Genomic DNA, 20,521 nt, shown 5'->3' with positions numbered 1-20,521 from the left:
CGGCGACGGGGTTCACAGCGTTTGGCCCCCGCCCGCTTCCGGCCAGCTTATTGACGCGCGCCAGCGCCGCGCCGTCGCCACGCCTGCCATAGGGGCAAAAGCAACAGCGCCACGGTTGCGATGACGAAACCCGCAGCGATGGGCCGTTCAAGAAATACCATCGGATCGCCGCGCGAAATCAGAAAAGCGCGGCGCAGGTTCGTCTCGATCAGCGGACCAAGCACAAAACCCAGCAACAGCAGCGCGGGGCTGAATTTGGCGATGGCCAGCAAATACCCGGCCAACCCGATCCCTGCGACGGCCACGATGTCGAACGTCAGCCCCCTTACCGAATAGACACCAAGGCACAGAAACACGAGGATCGCCGGATAGAGATAGTTGAACGGAATGCGCAGCATCGACACCCATATCCCGATTAGCGGCAGGTTCAGGACCAGCAGCAGCAGGTTGCCAATCCCGAAACTGGCGACCAGCCCCCAAAACATTTCAGGCCGGGCTTCCAGCATCATCGGGCCGGGCTGGATGCCGTGGATCACCAGCGCGCCCAGCATCAACGCCATGATCGGATCCCCCGGAATACCAAGGGTCAGGGTCGGCGCAAAGGCCGTGATGGCGGCAGAATTATTGGCGGATTCAGGTCCGGCCACACCCTCAACCGCCCCTTTTCCAAACCGTTCCGGCTGGCGCGCAAGGCGGCGTTCCATCGAATAGCTCAGGAACGATGACAGGGTTGAGCCGGTTCCGGGCAATGCGCCGAAGAAACTGCCCAGCGCGCTGCCGCGCAGGGTCGGAAACGCCATGCGTCGCAGATCGTCCCGACTGGGCATCAGGCGCTTTAACCCTATCCGTTCCGCCACGCCCTGACGGTCAGGGTTGCGGACATTGGCGATAACCTCGGCCACGCCAAACAGCCCCATCGCCAAGGCCACAAGGTTGATCCCGTCCAGAAACTCTGTCCGGCCAAAGGTGAAGCGCTGCGCGCCGGAATTGACGTCGGTGCCAATACAGCCCAGGAGCAACCCCAACGTGACCATCGCAAACCCCTTGGCGGGGCGCGATGATCCGATTGTAGATGCCGCGACAAGGCCAAGGATCATCATCGCCGCATAATCCGCCGCGCCAAAGGCCGTGGCCGCACGCGACAGCCAGCCTGCCAGCACCACCAGAACAAGTATCCCGATCATAGAGCCGGTGAAGGAAGACACCATCGCCGTGAACAGCGCAACGCCCGCGCGCCCGTTCTGCGCCATCGGGTAGCCGTCCAGCGTGGTCACCGCCGATTGCGGCGTGCCCGGCAGCCGCAGCAGGATTGACGCCACCGCCCCGCCATATTGCGCGCCGTAATAGACACCGGCCAACATGATCAGCGCCGCCTCGGCCGTGATGTAATAGGTGATGGGCAACAGCAGCGAAATGGCCGCCATTGCGCCAATCCCCGGCAAAACGCCGACAAAGGTGCCCAAGACTACGCCCAGCAGGCAATAGATCAGCACTTCGGGCTGCGTGACAAAGCTGATGCCGAATAGCAGCCCTTCCCATGTTGTCATGACAGGCGCGGCCAGACTGGCAGGGTCATCCGCAAACCCACACTGAACACAAGGACCGTCAGCACCGTAACCACCGCCGCAAGCACAACACGCCAGACCCAGCCCTTGCGCGGTGCAGGCAGGGTGGCGACCAGCACAGCGGCGGCTGTCGCGCCTGCAAGCCCCAGACGCGACAAGCAAAGCGCGAAGATCACGATCGCCGCCAAAACCGCCACCGCGGCAGCAGGTTCGACCTTGGGTGCGGCGGCTGTGCGCCCCATTGCAGGCACGGCAATCACCATACCCAGCACGAAAAGCGCGCAGCCCAACACAACAGGAAAGGCCCCCGGCCCCATTCGGCGCAGGGTTCCGATATCATAATACATTGCAGCCCAGAGGGCCGCGCCGACACCGATGGCGGCCAGTATCACGCCGCCGAAGATATCAGGCCAGTCGCGCCGCATATCGAACCTGTTACTGTGCCTGAACGCGGTCAATCACCGCGCCCCACATTGCCGTATCATCAACAATGCGCTGGCGCAGATCATCCGCGGACCCCGGCGCGGCCTGCCAGCCGATGATCAGCAATTGTTCCTGAACAGCGGGATCAGCAAGGATCTCCGAAATCTCGGCATTCAGGCGCTCGATGATTGCTCCATCTGTTCCGGCGGGCGCGATGAACGCGTTCCACAACTCGGCGCGGAAATCATCGGGCAGACCGGCATTTCCGGCGATCAGGGGAACGTCAGGTGCCTGCGCAAACGGCTCGGACGAGGTGATGCCCAGCATACGCATCGTGCCTGCCTCGACAAAAGGCAGGGCAGCGGATGGTGCCATGAAACCTGCATCAATCTCGTTACCAAGGATCGAGGTTGTGACCTCGGCGTAGCTGGTGAACGGGATGTGCAACATGCTGACGTCTGCCTCGGATGCGAACAACTCGGCCGTCAGATGCGCGCCCGAGCCTTGCCCGACAGAGCCATAGGCGATGGCTTCATCACCGGCCCCGGCAGCGGCAATGAAGCTTTCCAGATCAACCATGTCGCTTTCGGCAGAAACCGCAAGCACCAGCGGAGAGGTGGCAATCAACGTTACCGGCAATATATCCGACCCTACGTCGAACCCGGTGCTGTCCATCATGCGTTGCGCTGTCGTCAGTGGGCCATTGATCGTTGTGCCGAATGTATGCCCGTCACCTGCCGATACCAGCATTTGCTGCACACCGATCACACCACCAGCGCCGGGTCGGTTTTCAATCACAACCGGTTGGCCCAGGCGTTGCGCCAGTTCATCTGTGACGATGCGTGCCAAGGTGTCAGGCGATGACCCGGCAGGAAACCCGACAAAAACACGGACAGGCGCGGTTGGCCATGTGTCCTGCGCTACGGCGGGAAATGCAGCCAAAGCAACGGCGCTTGCAAGCGCCATACGGCACGTTAGTTGAATCTTCACGACAATCTCCTCCACATTTTCCGCCACAAAAGATACTATACCTGCAACGATTGCAATGCTTTCTGATCAATCCGGTGACGGCTGTCGCAAGGCGGGCTTCGGCTTGTGCCTTCCGGTGTGGATGGCACCTGTAAAGACGGTTCTTTGCCCGCCACGCAGGAACACCAGAATTGGGTTGGATGGCGGATAACCCGCGCGGCCCCAAGCAGTCACGCACCCCCAAAACGGGTGCACTGAACGATCATGAATCCGCAACTGGCATACGCGCAGACCGCCGACGCATAATTTCCATGCGGAGTGATCGTCCCCGTCATCACGTTTACGGCAGCGCCGCTATTTTTCTGCTAAAAGCAGTCCGCCTTATCTTGGGTCAGGAATTTTTTGTTGCCCGTTCACAGAAATTCAACCAAACTCAATTCCAAGGCATGCCACAAATGCCACCAAATACCGCAATCCCACAGGGGGGATCATGCTGGAAACCAGCGAACCAGTCTTGCAAGTGCAAGGCCTGAAAACCTTGTTCAATACAAGGTCAGGAAACCTTCACGCCGTGAATTCGGTAAGTTTCAACCTGCAAGCAGGCGAATTGCTTGGCGTGGTCGGGGAATCGGGATCTGGCAAATCGGTCACCATGATGTCGCTGATCGGCCTGCTGCCCACGCCCCCCGCCGAGGTTCAGGCCGGTTCTGTGATGTTTGGCGGGCAGGACCTGCTGAAGCTAAGCCAGCGCAGCCTGCAAAATCTGCGCGGGCGCGATATCGGGTTTGTGTTTCAAGACCCGATGACCAGCCTTAACCCCGTATTTACAGTCGGCTTCCAGATCATGGAGCCGCTGCGCCGCCATATGGGGATGAACAAATCTGAAGCGCAGGCGCGCGCGATTGAATTGCTGGATCTGGTCGGAATTCCCGATGCACGGCGCAGGCTGAAGGATTTTCCGCATCAGTTTTCGGGGGGGATGCGCCAGCGCGTCATGATCGCTATTGCGCTGGCTTGTGACCCCAAGGTGCTGATTGCGGATGAACCGACCACCGCGCTGGATGTCACCATTCAGGCGCAGATTCTGGAACTGGTCAAGGAATTGCGCCAGAAGCTGGGCATGGCGATCATCTGGATCACGCATGATCTGGGGGTGATCGCGGGCATCGCGGACCGGGTGATGGTCATGTATGGCGGGCAGGTCGTCGAATATGGCCCCGTGCGCGACGTGTTTGCCAATCCCGCCCATCCCTACACGCGTGCCTTGATGACCACCGTGCCGTCGGTGCGCGGCGCGCGCGCCCCCAAGCTGAATGTGATCGAGGGCCAGCCACCGATTTTGTCGCAACACCCCGCGGCCTGCCCGTTCCGTGCGCGCTGCCCGAAGGCATTTGACCGCTGCGGCCGTGAAAACCCACCCCGCTACGATGTGGCACCCGGGCATGATGCCGCGTGTTTCTGGGATTACCAGACAGGAGCGCCGCGATGACAAAGCCGCGCCGCAAGCTTGTAGAGGTGCGCAACCTCAAGATGTATTTTCCCATTCATGCGGGGGTTTTGCGGCGGCATGTCGGCGATGTGAAAGCCGTGGATGATGTCAGTTTCGACATTTTCGAAGGTGAAACACTGGGCATCGTCGGCGAATCCGGTTGCGGCAAATCCACCTGCGGGCGGGCAGTTTTGCGGCTGTATGATATCACTGACGGCAGCATCAAGATTGACGGGGTCGAGATCGGCAGCAAAAGCCAGTCCGCGCTGCGCAAACTCCGGCCCACCATGCAAATGGTGTTTCAGGACCCGCAAGCCAGTCTGAACCCGCGTATGACGGTTGCAGGCATTATCGGCGAGCCGATGGACGAGCATACGGACTGGTCCAAGGCCCGCAAACTGGAGCGCATTTATGAGTTGATGGATGCTGTCGGGCTGAACCGGAATTTCGTCAACCGGTATCCGCATTCCTTCTCGGGGGGGCAACGCCAGCGTATCGGGATTGCGCGGGCACTTGCGCTGAATCCGAAATTCATCATCTGCGACGAACCCATTGCCGCGCTGGATGTGTCTATTCAGGCGCAGGTCGTGAACCTGCTGGAAGAATTGCAGGACAGGCTTGGCCTGACCTATATGTTCATCAGCCATGATCTGTCGATGGTGCGTCATATCGCAGACCGCGTGGCCGTGATGTATCTGGGCAAGTTCATCGAACTGGCCCCGCGCGACGCCCTGTATGCCGAACCGCTGCACCCCTATACGCAAGCGTTGCTGTCGGCGGTTCCTGATCCCGACCCCGCAAGCGAAGAGCGCGTGGAACGCATTATCCTGAAAGGCGATGTCCCGTCGCCTGCGAACCCGCCGCAGGGGTGCAATTTCTGCAACCGCTGCCCGAAGGTCATGGATATCTGTCGTGAAATCGACCCTGAATTCCGAGAACTTGAGTCGGGCCATTTCGTGGCCTGTCACCTGTATAATGATGCCGGACAAACCGGCACTTCCCGGCACGAGCATACACAACAAGGAGAAGACGCATGACTACAAGAACAGTCCTTCTGGGCACGGCCGCCGCCCTTGTGCTGGCCCCGGCTTCTGCCATGGCAGAGCGAGAGCGCGGATCATCGGGCCATCTGAACATCATCTACTGGCAAGCCGTGTCCACGATGAACCCGTATCTGTCCGGCGGCACCAAGGAAATGAACGCGGCCTCGGTCGTGCTGGAGCCACTGGCGCGCTTTGACAATCTGGGCGAGTTGACGCCGTGGCTGGTCGATGAAATCCCGACGCTGGAAAATGGCGGTGTCGCGGAAGATCTGAAATCGATCACATGGAAACTTACCGAAGGGCTTTTGTGGTCCGATGGCACGCCGGTGACTTCGGCCGATGTGGTGTTCAGCTATGAATATTGCACCCATCCCGAAGGCGGCTGTTCCTACCGCGACCGCTATGCCGGGATCGAGCAGGTCGAGGCGGTGGACGACCTGACGGTTACTGTGCATTTCGAAGATGTCACGCCAAACCCCTATCTGCCCTTTGTGGGCGCAGGCTCGGTCATCCTGCAACAGGCGCAGTTTCAGGACTGCCTTGGCGCCCGCGCGCCCGAATGCACCGACGCAAACTTTGCGCCCATCGGGACCGGTCCCTATGTGGTGTCGAACTTCCGCCCCAATGACGTGATCGAATTTGTGGCAAATGAAAACTACCGTGTGCCAACCCAGCCCTATTTTGAAACGGTCACCTGGGCCGGCGGTGGCGACGCCATGGGCGCGGCCCGCGCCGTGTTCCAGACCGGCGAGATGGATTACGCCTGGAACCTGCAACTTGCCCCCGAGGTGATCGAGCAGATGGAAGCTGGCGGGCGTGGTGAATTGCTGGTCGATTTCGGCCCGCTGATGGAACGGATCGAGCTGAACTTCACCGACCCGTCGCCCGACCTGCCTGATGGCGAGCGTGGAACCCGCGAGCATCCACACCCCATCCTGTCGGATATCCGCGTGCGCGAGGCACTAAGCCGCGCGATTGACCGCGAATTGCTGACCGAAATCGGCTTTGGCCCCATGGGCATGGCAACCTGTAACTTCATCGTGGCCCCGCCCGCCATGGCGTCACCGAATAACGACAACTGCCTTGTGCAGGATATTGACCGCGCCAATGAATTGCTGGACGAAGCGGGCTGGGAACGCGGTGCCGATGGCATCCGTGTGAAGGACGGGCAACGGCTGGAATTGCTGTTCCAGACATCGACCAACGCCGTGCGTCAGGACTTTCAGGCGCTTATTCAGGCCGATTGGCGCGAAATCGGTGTCGAAGCGCGGCTGCGCAATATTGATGCGGGCGTGTTCTTCGGGTCCGACCCGGGCAGCAACGACACCTATCTGAAGTTCTTTGCCGATGCACAAATGTATGCGTCGCTGTTTGAAGGCACCGATCCGACACCGCATCTGGAACAGCGCCGCTGTGGCCGCGAACCGCAGCCCTCGACCCAGTGGCAGGGTCAGAACATCAACCGCTACTGCAACGAGGAATATGACGAGCTGTGGGCAGAGTTGAACCGCGAACCCGATCCTGATCGCCGTCAGGAACTGGTCATCGCGCTGAATGACATGTTCGTGCAGGATTACGCACATCTGCCACTGGTCGCACGCGGCCGTGTGTCGGCAGCGTCCACCACAGTCGGTGGTATCGTCATGAATGTCTGGGATTCCGAGCATTGGAATCAGGCTGAATGGTACCGGATCGAAGAATGATCCCGAACTGATACCTGACCTGTCCCGCACCCTGTGCGGGGCAGGTTGTCATGACTGACCAAGGCGGACCACATGCTTTCCTACACGCTGCGCCGACTGGCTTTTGCCGTGCCGACCGTGCTGATTATCAGCCTGATCGTGTTCTTGATGCTGGATATGGCACCGGGGGACCCCACGGGCAGCCTGCCGCTGACCATCCCGCTGGAAGTACGCGAACAAATACGGCAATCTCTGGGGTTGGGCGAGCCGGTTTTTGTTCGCTACTTCAAATGGTTGCAGATGACGGTGATCACCGAACCGCTGCATATTCTGGCCGGGCTGACGGGCTGGGACATTGCCCCGGATGGCCCGCGTATCCTGTCATGGCAGACACGTTCGCCGGTGGGCGATATTCTGGTCCAGCGCGTGCCACAGACGCTGTGGGTTGTGGGCTTGGGGTATCTGTTCGGCATTCTGATTGCCCTGCCCATCGGCGTGATTTCGGCCTACCGCCAATACAGCTGGTTCGATCAGGTCGGCACATTCGTGTCGATGGTCGGTTTTTCCGTGCCCACGTTTTTTACCGGCATTGTCTTCATTCTGCTGTTTTCGGTCACATTGGGCTGGTTTCCGTCAATGTATGACACCACCCATGTCGTGCGCGACTGGAACAGTTTTCTGTTTCAGGCCAAGCAGATCGCAATGCCGGTCGCCGTGCTGGCGCTGTATAATGCCAGCCAGATCAGCCGCTTCATGCGTGCCTCTATGCTGGATAACCTGAATCAGGATTATGTGCGCACGGCACGGTCCAAGGGAATGGGCGAGCAGACTGTCGTGCTGGTGCATGTGCTGCGCAATTCCATGATTCCGGTGGTGACGGTCATCGCCATCGGCATCCCGACCGTCTTTACCGGCGCGATCATCACCGAACAGATTTTCCGTGTGAACGGCCTGGGGGATGCATTGATCCGCGCGATCTATGTCAGCGACTGGCCGATGGTGCAGACCATTACCTTTATCTTCGCGATCCTGATCGTTTTGTTCAACCTGATTGCAGATGTCCTGTATGGCATCCTTGACCCGAGAATTCGATATGACTGAAACCGCCAAGGCTGCACCCTTTTCCCCTGACGAGGCCTTTCGTCCCCCACGCAACCAATGGTGGGATGTCTGGGACCAGTTCAAATACCATCGCGGTGCATTGGCTGGTCTGGCCGTGTTTGTGGCAATTATCCTGTTCGTCACAATCGGGCCTTGGATTTGGCAGGTTGACCCCGGCGCAATCAACATCCGGTCCCGCAATCAGGGTATGAGCATGACCTATCCGCTGGGCACCGACCAGCTGGGCCGCGACATGCTGGCGCGCCTGATGTATGGGGGCCGCATTTCCGTTGCGGTCGGGCTGGTGGCTATGTTGCTGGGGCTGGTGATCGGCACGCTGATCGGGGTGGTGGCAGGCTATTTCAAAATATTCGACAGCCCGCTGATGCGGCTGACCGATCTGTTTCTGGCGCTGCCGTTGTTGCCGCTGCTGCTGATACTTGTGTCCCTGTTCCGCGACCCGCTGGAAACGATGTTCGGGCAGGCGATGGGGGTCTTTTCCCTGATTGTCTTTGCCATTGCGATTACCAGCTGGATGCAGACCGCGCGCATTGTGCGTGGCGATGTTCTGGCGCTGAAGGAACGCGAATTCGTGCTGGCGGCGCGTTCGATCGGGACACCGTCCTTGCGGATAAATACCCGCCATGTGCTGCCTAATGTGCTGTCCCCGATCATGGTTTCGGCGACACTGGGAATTGCGACCGCAATCATCACCGAATCCGCGCTGTCCTTTCTTGGGCTGGGTTTCCCGCCGGATTTCCCCACATGGGGGCGTATTTTGTATGACGGGCGCGACTGGATCGAGCAATACCCGTCGCGTGTCGTCTGGCCGGGGGTGTTCATCTCGTTGACGGTGCTGAGTGTGAACTACATTGGTGACGGGCTGCGTGACGCGCTTGATCCGCGCATCCGCGGACGCTGAATGTTAACGCACATCACTGCGTGCATTCGGGGGGGGCTGACTGGCCGGAATTAACCCACCCGCATATGCGCGTCAGTCATCATCGCTGCACAGATAGACGGCACCGCCGATCACAACCACACTTGCGGCAGCCCCGACCAGCACCGCCGGCGTGCTTACGGCAGCGCCAATGGTGGTGGCCGCCGAAGTCAGCAGGCTTGCCATGGAACCGGCGTTTCCAGAAAGGATCATCGCGCCGGAACTGTGCGTGATCGCCGAAATCGACGACGACAGCACCCCCGTGCCGGAACCGTCTTCGGCCTGCTGGCCCATCCCCATAAGGGTCATGGCTTCGTCTTTGGTGGTATTGACCAGTTTGCAGGTCTTTGACGGTTCCACGCAGCGCCCAAGACTGTCGCGCCTGCCTTGGGCGGGCAGGGAATGGCTTCGGGTCTTGGGGTCATAATTGGCACAGAACACTTCGCGTTCCTTGGCACTCAGGTCCGGCATCAGGTAGGTGATGACAACCGCCCCGGGGCAGGCCTGGCCCCGCCTTAGGAACCGTTCGCGCAAGGACGAATAAGTCGGATCATCGGTGTTGTAAAAGATCGTGACCGGTTCGCCTTCGATGATTGTGTCGCATTGCATTGGTGCGGCGGTGGCCGGACCGGCGAAGGCCAAAACCAGCATTGTCGCGCCTAATATCTTGAATATTCGCATCTTCTGCTCGCCTTTTGTGCCTGATTGACCGGATTTGTGGCCAGTCTTTTGGTTTTTTGCTGATCTGCCGACTCGGGGGGTTCGGGGCGGCATTCAACTTGAACCATTTTGAAGACAGCACGCCCCTGTCAAGTCGCAACTTCGTGACATCGGCGGGGATGCCAGCGCTTTTACCGACCGTGGGACTTATCCATGGCCATGGCATAGGGGCTATGCAAGGCGGGTTTTCCAAACCAGACATTGCCATGCGCGCATATCATCGCGCGGGATCGTAAAATCGAATTCCGGTGCGCGGATAAGGCCAAGTTTTTCCATAACCCGCTGCGAACGTTTGTTATCAGCGGTGGTGTAGGAAAACACCTGCTCTTGTCCCAAAACCCCTGACGCAAGCCGCAAGGCCACAGCCGCGCTTTCGGTTGCATAGCCTTGCCCCCAGACATGTCTGACCAGCCGCCAGCCGATTTCATGATGTGGGCCAAGGGGATGATGCTGATCCAGTCGCGGCATTATCCCGCAATAGCCAAGGAACCGGCCTGATGCATCCTCCAGCGCAAAACGCGCTATGCCATGCTGCGTTTGGGCCACCACATAGCGATCAAATTTTGCGTCGCTTTCAGGACGATCAATCGGCCCGCCAAGGTCTGCCATCACCTCTTTATCGGCATGCATTCTGGCAAAGGCGCTTCTGTGCCGCTGGGACAAATGGCACATCCGAAGGCGTTGGGTTTCGATCATCGCCGCGCTACTTTCCTTCAAGGCAGGATTTGCGTCAAAGCAATCAGGAAATCCCGCAGATTTCTTCTTTTCGGAATTATTGCCCGCGCAGGCATGGCGGTGCAAGCGGGATTGGCCGCTTCTGTTGCGCTATGCGCACAGCCATCGCGCCCAATGACACGAAGTCAGGGCGCTCTTGACCGGGGGGGTATAGCGACTTCATCAAACGCACCCTAAATATCAAAATTCGATGGCAAAACGATCATATCGCGAATAGTAACGTTTCGCGGTCGGGTCAGCATAAACATCATTGCGTCAGATACTTCCCGGGTTTCCATCAGTGCACCCATGTCCTTCATTTTCTGAAGGCGCTCTGGTTCCCAGTCAGACAGCAAAGCAGAGATGACAGGCCCCGGCGAAACTTGACCGACGCGGATACCGTGGCCCATCAACTGACGCCGCATGGTTTGAACAAAGCTTGTAATTGCCCATTTTGATGCGGAATACACCGGCTCGACATGGATTGCCGTATGTCCGGCGATGGAGCATGTAACAATAATATCGCCCACACCGCGATCAATCATGTGCGGCGCAACCGCAGCAACGTTTTTGATCACAGCGTTGACATTTAGGTTCACCATGCGATCAATTGCAGCCGGGTCGGTATCGACAAGATCGCCCCCGATATAGCTGCCTGCATTGCAGATCAGAATATCGATACGACCAACCTTCTCAAGAATTTCGGGAACCATGGAATCACAACTTTCATTGTGTAGCAGGTCAGTCACCTGAGGGATTGCGCCGTCACCGAGTTCCGCCACAAGTTCCAGAAGCACCGCTTCATTCCGGTCCACCATCACGACGGTCGCACCTTCGGCAAGCAGCGCTTTCGCTACAGACAAGCCTATCCCTGATGCAGCGCCGGTCACTGCTGCGATTTTTCCTTCCATGGTTTCCACCACCTCTGTTCTCCCTAATTCGAGGCGCCATTCGGGGCGCGAATTTTTGTTGCATTTACCTTGATCGCCGTGGGCAATGCGGCTCCTGGCCCTGCGTCGCACCTTCAGACTGCAAGAAACCCACCATCCACCGCCAGCATGGACCCGGTGAGCATGCGCGCGTCGTCGGACAACAGAAGCGCTATCGCACTCGCGACATCCGCAGCATCGGCAAAGCGTCCTGCGGGGTGACGTGCCAGCATGGGTTGGCTTTTGACAGGGTCGCTCCATGCTTGCGCTGCCAATTCAGTCATTGTGACGGTCGGTGCGACTGCCATGACACGAATGCCGTATGGCCCAAGTTCGCGGGCCATGACGCGCGTTGCACCTTCCAGACCTGACTTGGATGCGGCGTAGCACACATGGTACTGAAACCCGCGATGTCCGGCGATAGACGTCACATTGATGATCGCACCACCACCGCCCGCAGCGATGCGGGCGCGTGCGAATTCCTGAGCGCAAATCAGCGCACTTCGCAGATTGATGCCCAGAACCCTGTCGTAGCCCTCATCCGTCATTTCAAGGACACTTTCGAGCACGTTCGTTCCCGCACAATTGATCAGGAAGTCACAGCCCGCAGCTTCGGCCATCGCAGCCCGCGCTTCAGAAGGCACTGAAAGATCGGCGACAATGCTACGCCCGCCAATCTCTGCATTCAGGCTGTCCAGATCGCTCCGGGTTCTGCTGATGGCCACGACGCCGGCACCGCGATGTGCCAAAAGTTGGGCAGTCGCCCGACCTATTCCTTTGCCAGCACCGGTGATAATGACGGATTTTCCAGAAAAGTTCATATTTCCCCTCGTTGGATGGTTTGGCCAGTTCCAGCCAAATATTCATTGAATGTCAGTGATCGGGATCCAGCAGGCGGATACTGGATCAAACCCTGGATTGCGGCTGATGGTCCCCAGTGTTGCGAATGTCGCGCGCGACAGTCTGAAGCTTCAGAAAAGCGTCAAAGCGGTCATCATGAACCTGCCGAAGTGTTCCCGCAGCCGGAGTGTATGATTGGCCGATTTCAGACATCATCGGCATGGCAGCATTGATGTCCGCGAAAGAACCGGCAGCAACCGCACCCAAGATGGCCGAACCCAATAATACAGGCTCGTCACAACGTGTTGCCTCAACCCGAAGACCTGTTGCGTCGGCCAGCAACTGCCGGACAAGTGGGTGCTGGCCAGCCCCACCGCTTACGGCGATTGATGAAACGGGCGCGCCATTCCTGTTCTTTATTTCGACAATCTGCCGCAAGCCGTAGCCCAGACTGCAAATGCCAGCCACATAGAGCGCCTGTAGCGAACGGATATCATTTTCCATCCCCAGCCCAGCGATAACGGCGCGCGCCATCGGGTCGGAAAAGGGGGCGCGGTTTCCAAGGAATTCGGGCACGACGTGCAGTCCTGTTGCCAAGGCGACCACGTCAGAAGCAGTCGCGGCATGCGCCAAAGCAGTATCCGCCAGCCATACAGGCAGCGGCTTGCCCTCAGCCTTCGCAAATGCCGCGGCCTCGGAACATGCGGGGTGCAGCGACACCAGCTGGTCGATGGCGGCACCGGCCGCCGATTGGCCGCCTTCGCACAGCCATGCGCCGGGTATCATGGCAGAATAATACGGCCCCCAGACACCCGGAACAAAAGTCGGTTCTGCGGTTGTCGTCATGGTGCATGATGATGTCCCGAAGACATAACCAAGACAGGAGGTCGGGTCTTCCGCCCCGCCCCGCGCACCAACTGTTGCTATGCCCCCGGCATGGGCATCAATCAGCCCCGCAGCAACAGCAGTTCCGGGTGAAAGCCCAAGTTCCGACGCGGCGGCCTTTGTCAGCCCCTGTCCCAATTTAGTTCCGGGACGCACGATCTCCTGACCAATGCGGGCAAAGTTATCTTCAACCAGATCACCAAGGCCAATGGCATGAAAATAATCCGGGTCCCAGCGGCGCTCATGCGCCAGATAGGTCCATTTGCACGTTACAGTGCAAGAAGATCTTGAAAGGCTACCAGTCGCTTTCCAACCCAGAAAATCAGTCAGGTCAAAGAAACTGCCAGCGGCTGCATAGGTTTCTGGTCGGTTTTCCTTCAGCCACAGCAGCTTTGGTGTCTGCATCTCTGGCGAGATCCGGCCACCGACATACATCAGCACATGATGCTCACCCGCGTTAATGCGGGCGGCCTGTTCAACCGCGCGATGATCCATCCAGACGATTATGTCGCGTTTGGGATGGGCAAGATCGCCAACCGGAAGCGATTTGCCATTGGCGCAAAGCACCACCATCGAGCAGGTTGCATCAAAGCCAATCCCACGCACAGTTCCGGGGTCAATGGCCGCGTTAGCCACAGCGGATCGGGTCGCGGCACATACCGCGTTCCAGACTTGCGTGCTCGACTGCTCGGCTATGCCCCCCGGTTCGGTGTGCATGGCGATATCGTGCTTTGACGTTGCAAGTGGCTGCCCGAACTGTCCGAATACGCCGACTCTCACCGACCCTGTGCCGACGTCCACACCAATAAAGTGATCTGTCATTTTTCTGAACTCCTGTTCAGTGGTGGCGATGTCGCAGCGAATGCCACGGCGCGCGGCCATAAACCGGCGCGCGCCAGCGCAATTCCAATTACCGACGCCATTCGCGACCGATGTAGATAGCCAGAAGGATGATAAAGCCTTTGAATACGTCCTGTAGATACGGGTTGATCCCGATCAGGTTCAGACCGTTATTGATAATACCCAAAAGCAAAGCACCGATCAGCGTCCCAAGGATCAGCCCGCGCCCGCCCGCAATCGCGGTTCCGCCAAGAACAACCATGGCAATCGCATCCAGTTCGAACGCGACACCGGCACCGGGCTGCCCGCTCATCAGCCGTCCGGTCAGAATGATAGCCGCCATACCCGACGTAAACCCCGAGATCATGAAGACGATCAGCTTGATCCGCTTGGTATTCACCCCCGACAGATTGGCCGCAGTCTCATTACCACCGATGGCGTAGACGTGGCGGCCGAACGATGTGCGTTGCAACAAAAACCACGCCAGAGCGTATAGGATTACCATGATGATGACCGGCACAGGGATGCCCCCGATCCGGCCAATGCCAAACCATGAAATCCAGCTGGGAAGACCGCTGACAGGATGACCGCCAGAATAAACAAGCCCAAGGCCGCGCGCGATCAACATCGTCGCAAGGGTCACGATTATCGCAGGCATTTTGCCCCAGGCGACAAGCACGCCGTTAAACAGCCCAAACAGCACACCCACAGCAATCATCGCCGCCAGACCGACGCCAGCCGGTAGCCCCATATGCACCATGACACCGGCGCCAAGCGTTCCGCACAGCGCCATGACCGCCCCTACGGAAAGATCGATCCCGCCGATCAGGATTACAAAGGTCATGCCGATTGCAAGAATGCCAATGATGGATTGTTGCCGCAGAACATTCACAATGTTGTTCACTGTAAAGAAATTGTCGCTGGCGAAACTCATCGCAATCGACACGACGATCAGGCCCACAAGCGGCAGCAGCAAAGGTGACTGAATGATGCGCGTCAGGACCGGCGAAACGGCTGAATGTGATCGCTGGGTGATGGATTCATGCGACATATCTAAGTTGCCCCGTTGTAGCGTATTTCATGATTTGTTCAGAATTAATTGCATCGCCTTCAAGCGTTGCAACGATGCCCCCGTTTCGAAACACACAGACGCGATCTGAAAGCCCGGTAACTTCCGGCAGCTCCGACGAGATCATGATGATCGAATAGCCATCCTCGGTAAGCTGGCGCATGAGCTGATAGATTTCCGCTTTGGCGCCTACGTCAATGCCGCGCGTCGGCTCATCGAAAATCAGAATTGGGGTATGATGATTCAGCCAGCGGGCAATCACGACCTTTTGCTGGTTTCCCCCCGACAAGGTATCGCAGGCAACATACGGCCCCGGGGCCTTCATCTGAACATCGCGCATCACTTTTTCAGTATGCTCACGCTCGGATGCAAGATCGAGGAAGCACCCCAAGAACCTGTATTTTCCGTAATTGTTGATCGAGATATTCTGCATGATCGAAAATGCCGTAATCAGGCCCTGTTCTTTCCGGCTTTCAGGCAACAGGCCGATCCCCCTCGCAAGTGCCTCGCTGGGGTTTTTAGGCGCAATCGGGTCGCCGTTAATCTCGACATTCACACTCGCGGCCGGATATGCGCCCATGATGGAAAGGGCCGTTTCTGTGCGTCCGGATCCGACCAGCCCCGAAAATCCCAGAATTTCGCCTTGGCGCAGTTGAAAGACACTGACAGGCCCGTTCTTGCGCAACTGAATTTCTTTTGCGTCGATCACGACCCTTGCATGTGGCGATGAATCTGGCTTGGGTGGAAAATTATTCTCGATGCGGCGGCCAACCATCATTTCGACAAGTGTGTCGGTGTCGATAGAGTTGACATCATGCGTGCCCACATATTCGCCATCGCGCAGCACCGTGATCCGGTCGCAGATCTCAAATATCTCCTCCAGGTGATGGGAAATAAAGATAATTGCCACCCCTTGGCGCTTTAGATCATTTATGACCTTGAACAGATATTTGCACTCACTCGGGGTCAGTGTGGCGGTGGGTTCATCCAGCGCCAGAATTCTTGCATTCAGCGCCAGCGCCTTGGCAATCTCCACAAACTGCTGTTCCGCAACACTCAGTTTCGCAACCGCAACATTCAGCGGCACATCAACGCCCAGCTTGTCCAACACCTCTTTTGCGCGATCGCGCATGGCCTTGCGATTCAACACATGGAACCTGTTCGTAAGCTCGCGGCCCAAAAAAATGTTTTCAACCGCAGTCAGATAGGGGATCAGACTGAATTCCTGAAACACGATTCCAATGCCTGCTTCGATGGCGTCATTATAATGGGTGAAGGTCCGCTGCGTGCCATCAATGCTTGTGGTGCCCTTGTCTGCCTGAAGGTTGCCGCACAGGATTTTCATCATCGTGGATTTGCCCGCACCGTTTTCTCCCAAAAGTGCATGCACCTCCCCTGCCCGGACATTGAAATCCACATCGCGAAGGACGTTGACGGGACCAAAAGCCTTCGTAATACCCTTCATTTCAAGCATTTCACTTCCCCTTTTGGAGCGCCACGCCCGGAATGATCCGAACGTGGCAGTGTTCGCAAATTACCATGCGAAGCCTTCTGCATTTTCGGCGTCGACAACCCTTACGTCGATCGGAACTTCAGCCGGGACAACTTGTGCACCCCAGTAATGCGCCAATGCCATCCCAAGCGCGATCCGCACCTGATCCCGAGGGAACTGAGCGGTCGTCTGGATGAACGGCGTGCCCCGCGCGATTGCCTCGACGGCCTCTGGCGCGCCATCAACCGAGGTCAGAAGGATGTCCCTGCCAGACCCCTGAATTGCGGCCAAGGCCCCCATGGCACCACCGTCATTGACCGAGAAGATGCCGCCCAGATTGGGATGTGCCTGAATCATGTTCTCAACCACACCAAGCGCAACAGACCGGTCCTGACGCCCGTTCTGGGTGGTCACCAACGTAATTCCGGGCGACTCTTCCAGTGCGGCCTTGCAGCCTTCAACCCGCTCAAGGATTGGCACTACCGGGATGCCGTCAAGGATGGCGACTTCGCCTTCGCCACCCATAGCTTCAGCCATATACGCGCAGGACATATAACCGGCATCCCGGTTCTTTGACCCGACAAAGGTGTCCACGGGGCCGTTCGCATTGGCGTCGACGGCCACAACGATCACGCCCGCTTCCTTGGCCATGTGGACAGCCGCTTCGATGCCCGCGCTGTCAGTCGGGTTCAGCAACAAAATGTCGATGTTCTGCTGTAGCATGTCTTCAACATCAGATATCTGCTTGGCGACATCATGCCCCGCGTTGGTCACCACAACCTCTGCCCCAAGGCCTGCCGCGGCCTCCATCAGCGCTTCTTGCATGCTGACAAAATACGGGTTGTTCATTTCCTGAAACGTCATGCCAATTTTCAGTTGACGGTCCTGAGCGCCCGCGCTGCCGGCAGTCATAGTCATGCCAAGTGCGACAACGGAAACAGTTTTCAGAATTTTACTCATTGGGTTCCTCCCTTTTGATAGAAAAAATCCCTCCTGCCCCGTGAACTTCATGCCCACGGATCATTTATCAGGAAGAGGTCTTTCAGTGGTCAGACGGACATACACACCGTCTTATTCTCTGCAAAAGCTGTTCGGAATTCCGACGGGGACATCCCTTTCAGCCGCAGAAAATGTCGATTAAAGTTTGACAGGTTAGAAAACCCGACATCGAAACATATGTCGGCGATCTTCGCATCAATGTCTGACAGAAGCATTTGGCAAGCCAGATCAATCCGAAGCTGATTGCGGAACCTTACGAGCGTTACACCGGTATGCCGCTTGAACGAACGCGAGAACGCACTCTGGCCCTGACCCGTCATCTTTGCGAGTTCCAGTTCACTAATCGGTTCTGTCAGGTTCTCGCGAAGATATGCGATCACCCGATTCATCTCGGATTCCTCGGCCTTCTCCATATCAAGCATGAAATTCAGGCTTGCCAGTGTCTGTGTCTGCGACGCATGTAACAACGCGTCCAGAATCTCGAAGAATAACGCCAGCCGCAGGACACCTCTGGCGTCGATCAAGCGCGCCATCAACGGCCTCACGACCTCGCCGGTTCCATAATCAAACAAGATGCCGCGACGACTGCGTTCGAACAACGTGCCTGCCGCCTCCATTTCCGGGAATGCTGTCAGAATATGGTCTACAAAACTTTGCGGGAACTGAATCACCTCAGTCCGCTGCGGCAACGCTTCACCTGCACCGATATCACTGATCCAGTTTTGCGGCAGGTTCGGTCCTGTCATGATCAACTGGCCCGGTTCGAAATTGCCGACATGGTCGCCGACATAAAACCTGCCACTCGTAGCGACCACGAGGTGAATTTCATACTCTGGATGATAGTGCCAGCGCACGGTCCGAAACGGATATCCATGGCGCCAGGCAGCGAAGGATTCCCCGGTGCGTATATGAACCAACTCAAGGTCGAGCTGCATGCTTCCCTTCCCTTTCTCACCGAAGCCGCGCCGCCGTTCGGCGTCACCGACCCTCCTCTCAGTGCTGATTCTTTCTACCACATGCACAATAAGGTAGCCACGACACCAGCCCGCACAAAGTGATACTTTTTTGACCTTCTCGGCGCGTGGGGAAATATATGTTCAGGCATTTTCTATCCGCGGGCAGACGGCTATCTCAGAAAGATGTGCTGCAATGCGGCGAACGATATATAAACAACATAAGTTCCGAACTCAGTCTAAGTTGCGACATACAGGTTCTTTACTTAGACGGAGTAATTCATGAATGCGTGGCAAAAAGCTCATACTTTTCTGCGCATATACTGACATGCATTTTGTCGAATTAACCTTAATCCGTGCAATTTTCCCGGATGATGCGATCCGCCCGCCTGCGATAGACCAAAATCCAAGTTTGCAATACTTCGCTTCTCGCCCGACATAGCTAAATCGGGTCCAGGTTTAACGCGCAGTATACCCGCAACGCGCAATCAGTCGGCAGGCATCTCGATCTGGATCTTGACATCTGTGTCCCGTGCCTCGGCAGCACGTTCGAACGCAGCAACGCTGTCTTTGAATGCGAAAGTTTCCGATATCAGCGGCTTAAGATCAACCTTGCCGCTCGCGATCAATTCAATCGCGCGGTCATAGACATTGGCGTAGCGAAACACCGTTTCAATCCGAAGCTCCTTTGCTTGTAAGCCAACGATGTCCATTGGAACCGGCTCCACCGGCATTCCCACCAGCACGACAGTGCCCCCGGGCCGTGCAAGTGCTGGCAAGCCAAGAACTGCCGCGGCAGCGCCACTGCATTCGAACACAACGTCAGCGCCCCAGCCACCGGTCGCCGCGGCGATCGCCTGTGCGGCGGAACTCTGCCGGATGTTAATCGTACCGACCCCGTCATAGGCACCTATGATGTCCAGTTTGGGCTGTGCGAGGTCGGCAATAAATACCTTCGCGCATCCCCCGGCCAACGCAGCAAGTGCTGTCATCATCCCGATCGGCCCTGCCCCTATGACAAGGCCAACGTCGCCGGGTTGAATCCGCGCGCGCAACGCGCTTTGAATACCTATTGCGAAGGGTTCAACCATTGCACCCTCGGCAAAGCTCATATTATCCGGAATGCGATATGTGAACGCGGCAGGGTGAATAACCTCAGGCGTTAAACAGCCATGCACTGGCGGAGTGGCCCAGAATTTTACGGACGGGTCAACATTGTAAATCCCGAGCTTGGAGGCTCTTGATGTCGCATCCGGAATGCCCGGCTCCATGCAAACGCGGTCGCCAACAGTCAGATTCCGGACCTCGGAACCTGTTTCCAGCACGACTCCCGCCGCTTCATGCCCAAGCACCATTGGCTCTTGCACGACAAACGGCCCGATCTTTCCATGCGTATAATAGTGAACGTCAGAGCCGCAAATACCCACGGTCCGGATTGCAACCCTGACATCGTACGGACCAACGCTTTGCTGAAGCGAAACATCCCGAAGGGACAGCTTTCCTTTTCCTTCAAGCACCAAAGCTTCAGCCATACGCAACCCTTCTATATGTCTTTCTACGTTCGGTTCACTAACCGACCAATCCATGGCTCCATGATGGTGGCCTGGTCAAGCAGTGTAAATACAGACGAGACCGGCTGGCTATACTCGACACGAATACGGCAAAATTCCTATCAGACCTGCCTGAAACAGGTATCATACGATGATTTTGCCAAAGCCGGTCAACAGACGTGACCAGTGTTCGCTTCTGTCGGACCTGCGCGGATCGCATCGGGTCAAGACCCTTGCCAAACCAATTTACGTCTTGGCCCGTACCGGAACCTTATCCTGCTATATCTTGCTTCATTTCTGTCACTCAAAACAGGCGAT

18 protein-coding genes are annotated in these 20,521 nt (G+C 57.4%); 5 read left to right on the top strand and 13 right to left on the bottom strand.

Annotated elements, in window-relative coordinates; translation table 11 throughout:
- Positions 1-47: 47 nt before the first annotated feature.
- Genes P8S53_RS05545 through P8S53_RS05535 form a run of 3 tightly spaced genes read right to left on the bottom strand, consistent with a single transcriptional unit; the run spans position 48 to position 2,978 of the window.
- Complete coding sequence (locus tag P8S53_RS05545) at positions 48-1,547, bottom strand: tripartite tricarboxylate transporter permease (protein WP_277806151.1); 1,500 nt, start codon at positions 1,545-1,547, stop codon at positions 48-50.
- Positions 1,544-1,990, bottom strand: a complete 447-nt coding sequence (locus tag P8S53_RS05540; RefSeq protein WP_277806150.1) for a tripartite tricarboxylate transporter TctB family protein — start codon at positions 1,988-1,990, stop codon at positions 1,544-1,546. The genes P8S53_RS05545 and P8S53_RS05540 overlap by 4 nt, the downstream gene beginning before the upstream one ends.
- 10 nt (positions 1,991-2,000) lie before the next feature.
- Entirely contained in the window at positions 2,001-2,978 is a 978-nt protein-coding gene (locus tag P8S53_RS05535) for a tripartite tricarboxylate transporter substrate binding protein (RefSeq protein WP_277806149.1), read from the bottom strand.
- 469 nt (positions 2,979-3,447) lie between these two features.
- Between P8S53_RS05535 and P8S53_RS05530 the strand changes: the two genes are divergently transcribed.
- The 5 genes from P8S53_RS05530 to P8S53_RS05510 all read left to right on the top strand — a co-directional run bounded on the left by P8S53_RS05530 (position 3,448) and on the right by P8S53_RS05510 (position 9,194).
- The gene (locus P8S53_RS05530; RefSeq protein WP_277806148.1) at positions 3,448-4,446 is read left to right on the top strand and encodes an ABC transporter ATP-binding protein; all 999 of its coding nucleotides are present in this window, start codon (positions 3,448-3,450) and stop codon (positions 4,444-4,446) included.
- On the top strand, positions 4,443-5,483 hold the full coding sequence (locus tag P8S53_RS05525) for an ABC transporter ATP-binding protein (RefSeq protein WP_277806147.1): 1,041 nt from the start codon (positions 4,443-4,445) through the stop codon (positions 5,481-5,483). The genes P8S53_RS05530 and P8S53_RS05525 overlap by 4 nt, the downstream gene beginning before the upstream one ends.
- Entirely contained in the window at positions 5,480-7,192 is a 1,713-nt protein-coding gene (locus P8S53_RS05520; RefSeq protein WP_277806146.1) for a peptide ABC transporter substrate-binding protein, read from the top strand. Before P8S53_RS05525 ends, P8S53_RS05520 begins: the two co-directional genes overlap by 4 nt.
- A 72-nt stretch (positions 7,193-7,264) precedes the next feature.
- Positions 7,265-8,272, top strand: a complete 1,008-nt coding sequence (locus P8S53_RS05515) for an ABC transporter permease (RefSeq protein ID WP_277806145.1) — start codon at positions 7,265-7,267, stop codon at positions 8,270-8,272.
- Complete coding sequence (locus P8S53_RS05510; RefSeq protein ID WP_306417879.1) at positions 8,265-9,194, top strand: ABC transporter permease; 930 nt, start codon at positions 8,265-8,267, stop codon at positions 9,192-9,194. The genes P8S53_RS05515 and P8S53_RS05510 overlap by 8 nt, the downstream gene beginning before the upstream one ends.
- A 72-nt stretch (positions 9,195-9,266) precedes the next feature.
- On the opposite strand, the gene P8S53_RS05505 is transcribed toward P8S53_RS05510, so the two are convergent.
- The 10 genes from P8S53_RS05505 to P8S53_RS05460 form a co-directional block, all read right to left on the bottom strand.
- Positions 9,267-9,893, bottom strand: coding sequence for a hypothetical protein (locus tag P8S53_RS05505; protein WP_277806143.1), 627 nt, complete (start codon positions 9,891-9,893; stop codon positions 9,267-9,269).
- A gap of 210 nt (positions 9,894-10,103) precedes the next feature.
- The gene (locus P8S53_RS05500) at positions 10,104-10,604 is read right to left on the bottom strand and encodes a GNAT family N-acetyltransferase (protein WP_277806687.1); all 501 of its coding nucleotides are present in this window, start codon (positions 10,602-10,604) and stop codon (positions 10,104-10,106) included.
- A 236-nt stretch (positions 10,605-10,840) separates the two neighbouring features.
- Positions 10,841-11,557, bottom strand: a complete 717-nt coding sequence (locus P8S53_RS05495) for an SDR family oxidoreductase (RefSeq protein ID WP_277806142.1) — start codon at positions 11,555-11,557, stop codon at positions 10,841-10,843.
- A 113-nt stretch (positions 11,558-11,670) separates the two neighbouring features.
- Positions 11,671-12,396: an SDR family oxidoreductase gene (locus P8S53_RS05490; protein ID WP_277806141.1), complete on the bottom strand. Its 726-nt coding sequence runs from the start codon at positions 12,394-12,396 to the stop codon at positions 11,671-11,673.
- A gap of 85 nt (positions 12,397-12,481) precedes the next feature.
- On the bottom strand, positions 12,482-14,122 hold the full coding sequence (locus tag P8S53_RS05485; RefSeq protein WP_277806140.1) for an FGGY-family carbohydrate kinase: 1,641 nt from the start codon (positions 14,120-14,122) through the stop codon (positions 12,482-12,484).
- Positions 14,123-14,210: 88 nt separating this feature from the next.
- The gene (locus tag P8S53_RS05480) at positions 14,211-15,191 is read right to left on the bottom strand and encodes an ABC transporter permease (RefSeq protein ID WP_277806139.1); all 981 of its coding nucleotides are present in this window, start codon (positions 15,189-15,191) and stop codon (positions 14,211-14,213) included.
- A complete protein-coding gene (locus tag P8S53_RS05475) occupies positions 15,181-16,683 on the bottom strand; it encodes a sugar ABC transporter ATP-binding protein (RefSeq protein ID WP_277806138.1) in 1,503 nt (500 codons plus the stop codon). Before P8S53_RS05475 ends, P8S53_RS05480 begins: the two co-directional genes overlap by 11 nt.
- Positions 16,684-16,743: 60 nt before the next feature.
- Entirely contained in the window at positions 16,744-17,661 is a 918-nt protein-coding gene (locus P8S53_RS05470; RefSeq protein WP_277806137.1) for an ABC transporter substrate-binding protein, read from the bottom strand.
- A gap of 89 nt (positions 17,662-17,750) precedes the next feature.
- Positions 17,751-18,635 carry an AraC family transcriptional regulator gene (locus P8S53_RS05465; protein ID WP_277806136.1) on the bottom strand — a complete coding sequence of 295 codons (885 nt, stop codon included), beginning with the start codon at positions 18,633-18,635 and terminating at the stop codon, positions 17,751-17,753.
- A gap of 506 nt (positions 18,636-19,141) precedes the next feature.
- Complete coding sequence (locus P8S53_RS05460; protein ID WP_277806135.1) at positions 19,142-20,185, bottom strand: NAD(P)-dependent alcohol dehydrogenase; 1,044 nt, start codon at positions 20,183-20,185, stop codon at positions 19,142-19,144.
- Positions 20,186-20,521: the final 336 nt, after the last annotated feature.

Source organism: Roseinatronobacter sp. S2 (assembly GCF_029581395.1).
Lineage (GTDB): Bacteria > Pseudomonadota > Alphaproteobacteria > Rhodobacterales > Rhodobacteraceae > Roseinatronobacter.
Note: the sequence above shows the minus strand (reverse complement) of the source record. Positions and strands in the feature narration are given on the sequence as shown.

Excerpts from the sequence above, each read along its gene's own strand:
- P8S53_RS05540 (WP_277806150.1), bottom strand. The coding sequence starts at position 1,990 with ATGCGGCGCGACTGGCCTGATATCTTCGGCGGCGTGATACTGGCCGCC.
- P8S53_RS05465 (WP_277806136.1), bottom strand. The coding sequence starts at position 18,635 with ATGCAGCTCGACCTTGAGTTGGTTCATATACGCACCGGGGAATCCTTC.
- P8S53_RS05470 (WP_277806137.1), bottom strand. The coding sequence starts at position 17,661 with ATGAGTAAAATTCTGAAAACTGTTTCCGTTGTCGCACTTGGCATGACT.
- P8S53_RS05525 (WP_277806147.1), top strand. The coding sequence starts at position 4,443 with ATGACAAAGCCGCGCCGCAAGCTTGTAGAGGTGCGCAACCTCAAGATG.
- P8S53_RS05530 (WP_277806148.1), top strand. The coding sequence starts at position 3,448 with ATGCTGGAAACCAGCGAACCAGTCTTGCAAGTGCAAGGCCTGAAAACC.
- P8S53_RS05520 (WP_277806146.1), top strand. The coding sequence starts at position 5,480 with ATGACTACAAGAACAGTCCTTCTGGGCACGGCCGCCGCCCTTGTGCTG.
- P8S53_RS05515 (WP_277806145.1), top strand. The coding sequence starts at position 7,265 with ATGCTTTCCTACACGCTGCGCCGACTGGCTTTTGCCGTGCCGACCGTG.
- P8S53_RS05545 (WP_277806151.1), bottom strand. The coding sequence starts at position 1,547 with ATGACAACATGGGAAGGGCTGCTATTCGGCATCAGCTTTGTCACGCAG.
- P8S53_RS05485 (WP_277806140.1), bottom strand. The coding sequence starts at position 14,122 with ATGACAGATCACTTTATTGGTGTGGACGTCGGCACAGGGTCGGTGAGA.
- P8S53_RS05500 (WP_277806687.1), bottom strand. The coding sequence starts at position 10,604 with ATGTGCCATTTGTCCCAGCGGCACAGAAGCGCCTTTGCCAGAATGCAT.
- P8S53_RS05510 (WP_306417879.1), top strand. The coding sequence starts at position 8,265 with ATGACTGAAACCGCCAAGGCTGCACCCTTTTCCCCTGACGAGGCCTTT.
- P8S53_RS05490 (WP_277806141.1), bottom strand. The coding sequence starts at position 12,396 with ATGAACTTTTCTGGAAAATCCGTCATTATCACCGGTGCTGGCAAAGGA.
- P8S53_RS05505 (WP_277806143.1), bottom strand. The coding sequence starts at position 9,893 with ATGCGAATATTCAAGATATTAGGCGCGACAATGCTGGTTTTGGCCTTC.
- P8S53_RS05480 (WP_277806139.1), bottom strand. The coding sequence starts at position 15,191 with ATGTCGCATGAATCCATCACCCAGCGATCACATTCAGCCGTTTCGCCG.
- P8S53_RS05495 (WP_277806142.1), bottom strand. The coding sequence starts at position 11,557 with ATGGAAGGAAAAATCGCAGCAGTGACCGGCGCTGCATCAGGGATAGGC.
- P8S53_RS05475 (WP_277806138.1), bottom strand. The coding sequence starts at position 16,683 with ATGCTTGAAATGAAGGGTATTACGAAGGCTTTTGGTCCCGTCAACGTC.
- P8S53_RS05460 (WP_277806135.1), bottom strand. The coding sequence starts at position 20,185 with ATGGCTGAAGCTTTGGTGCTTGAAGGAAAAGGAAAGCTGTCCCTTCGG.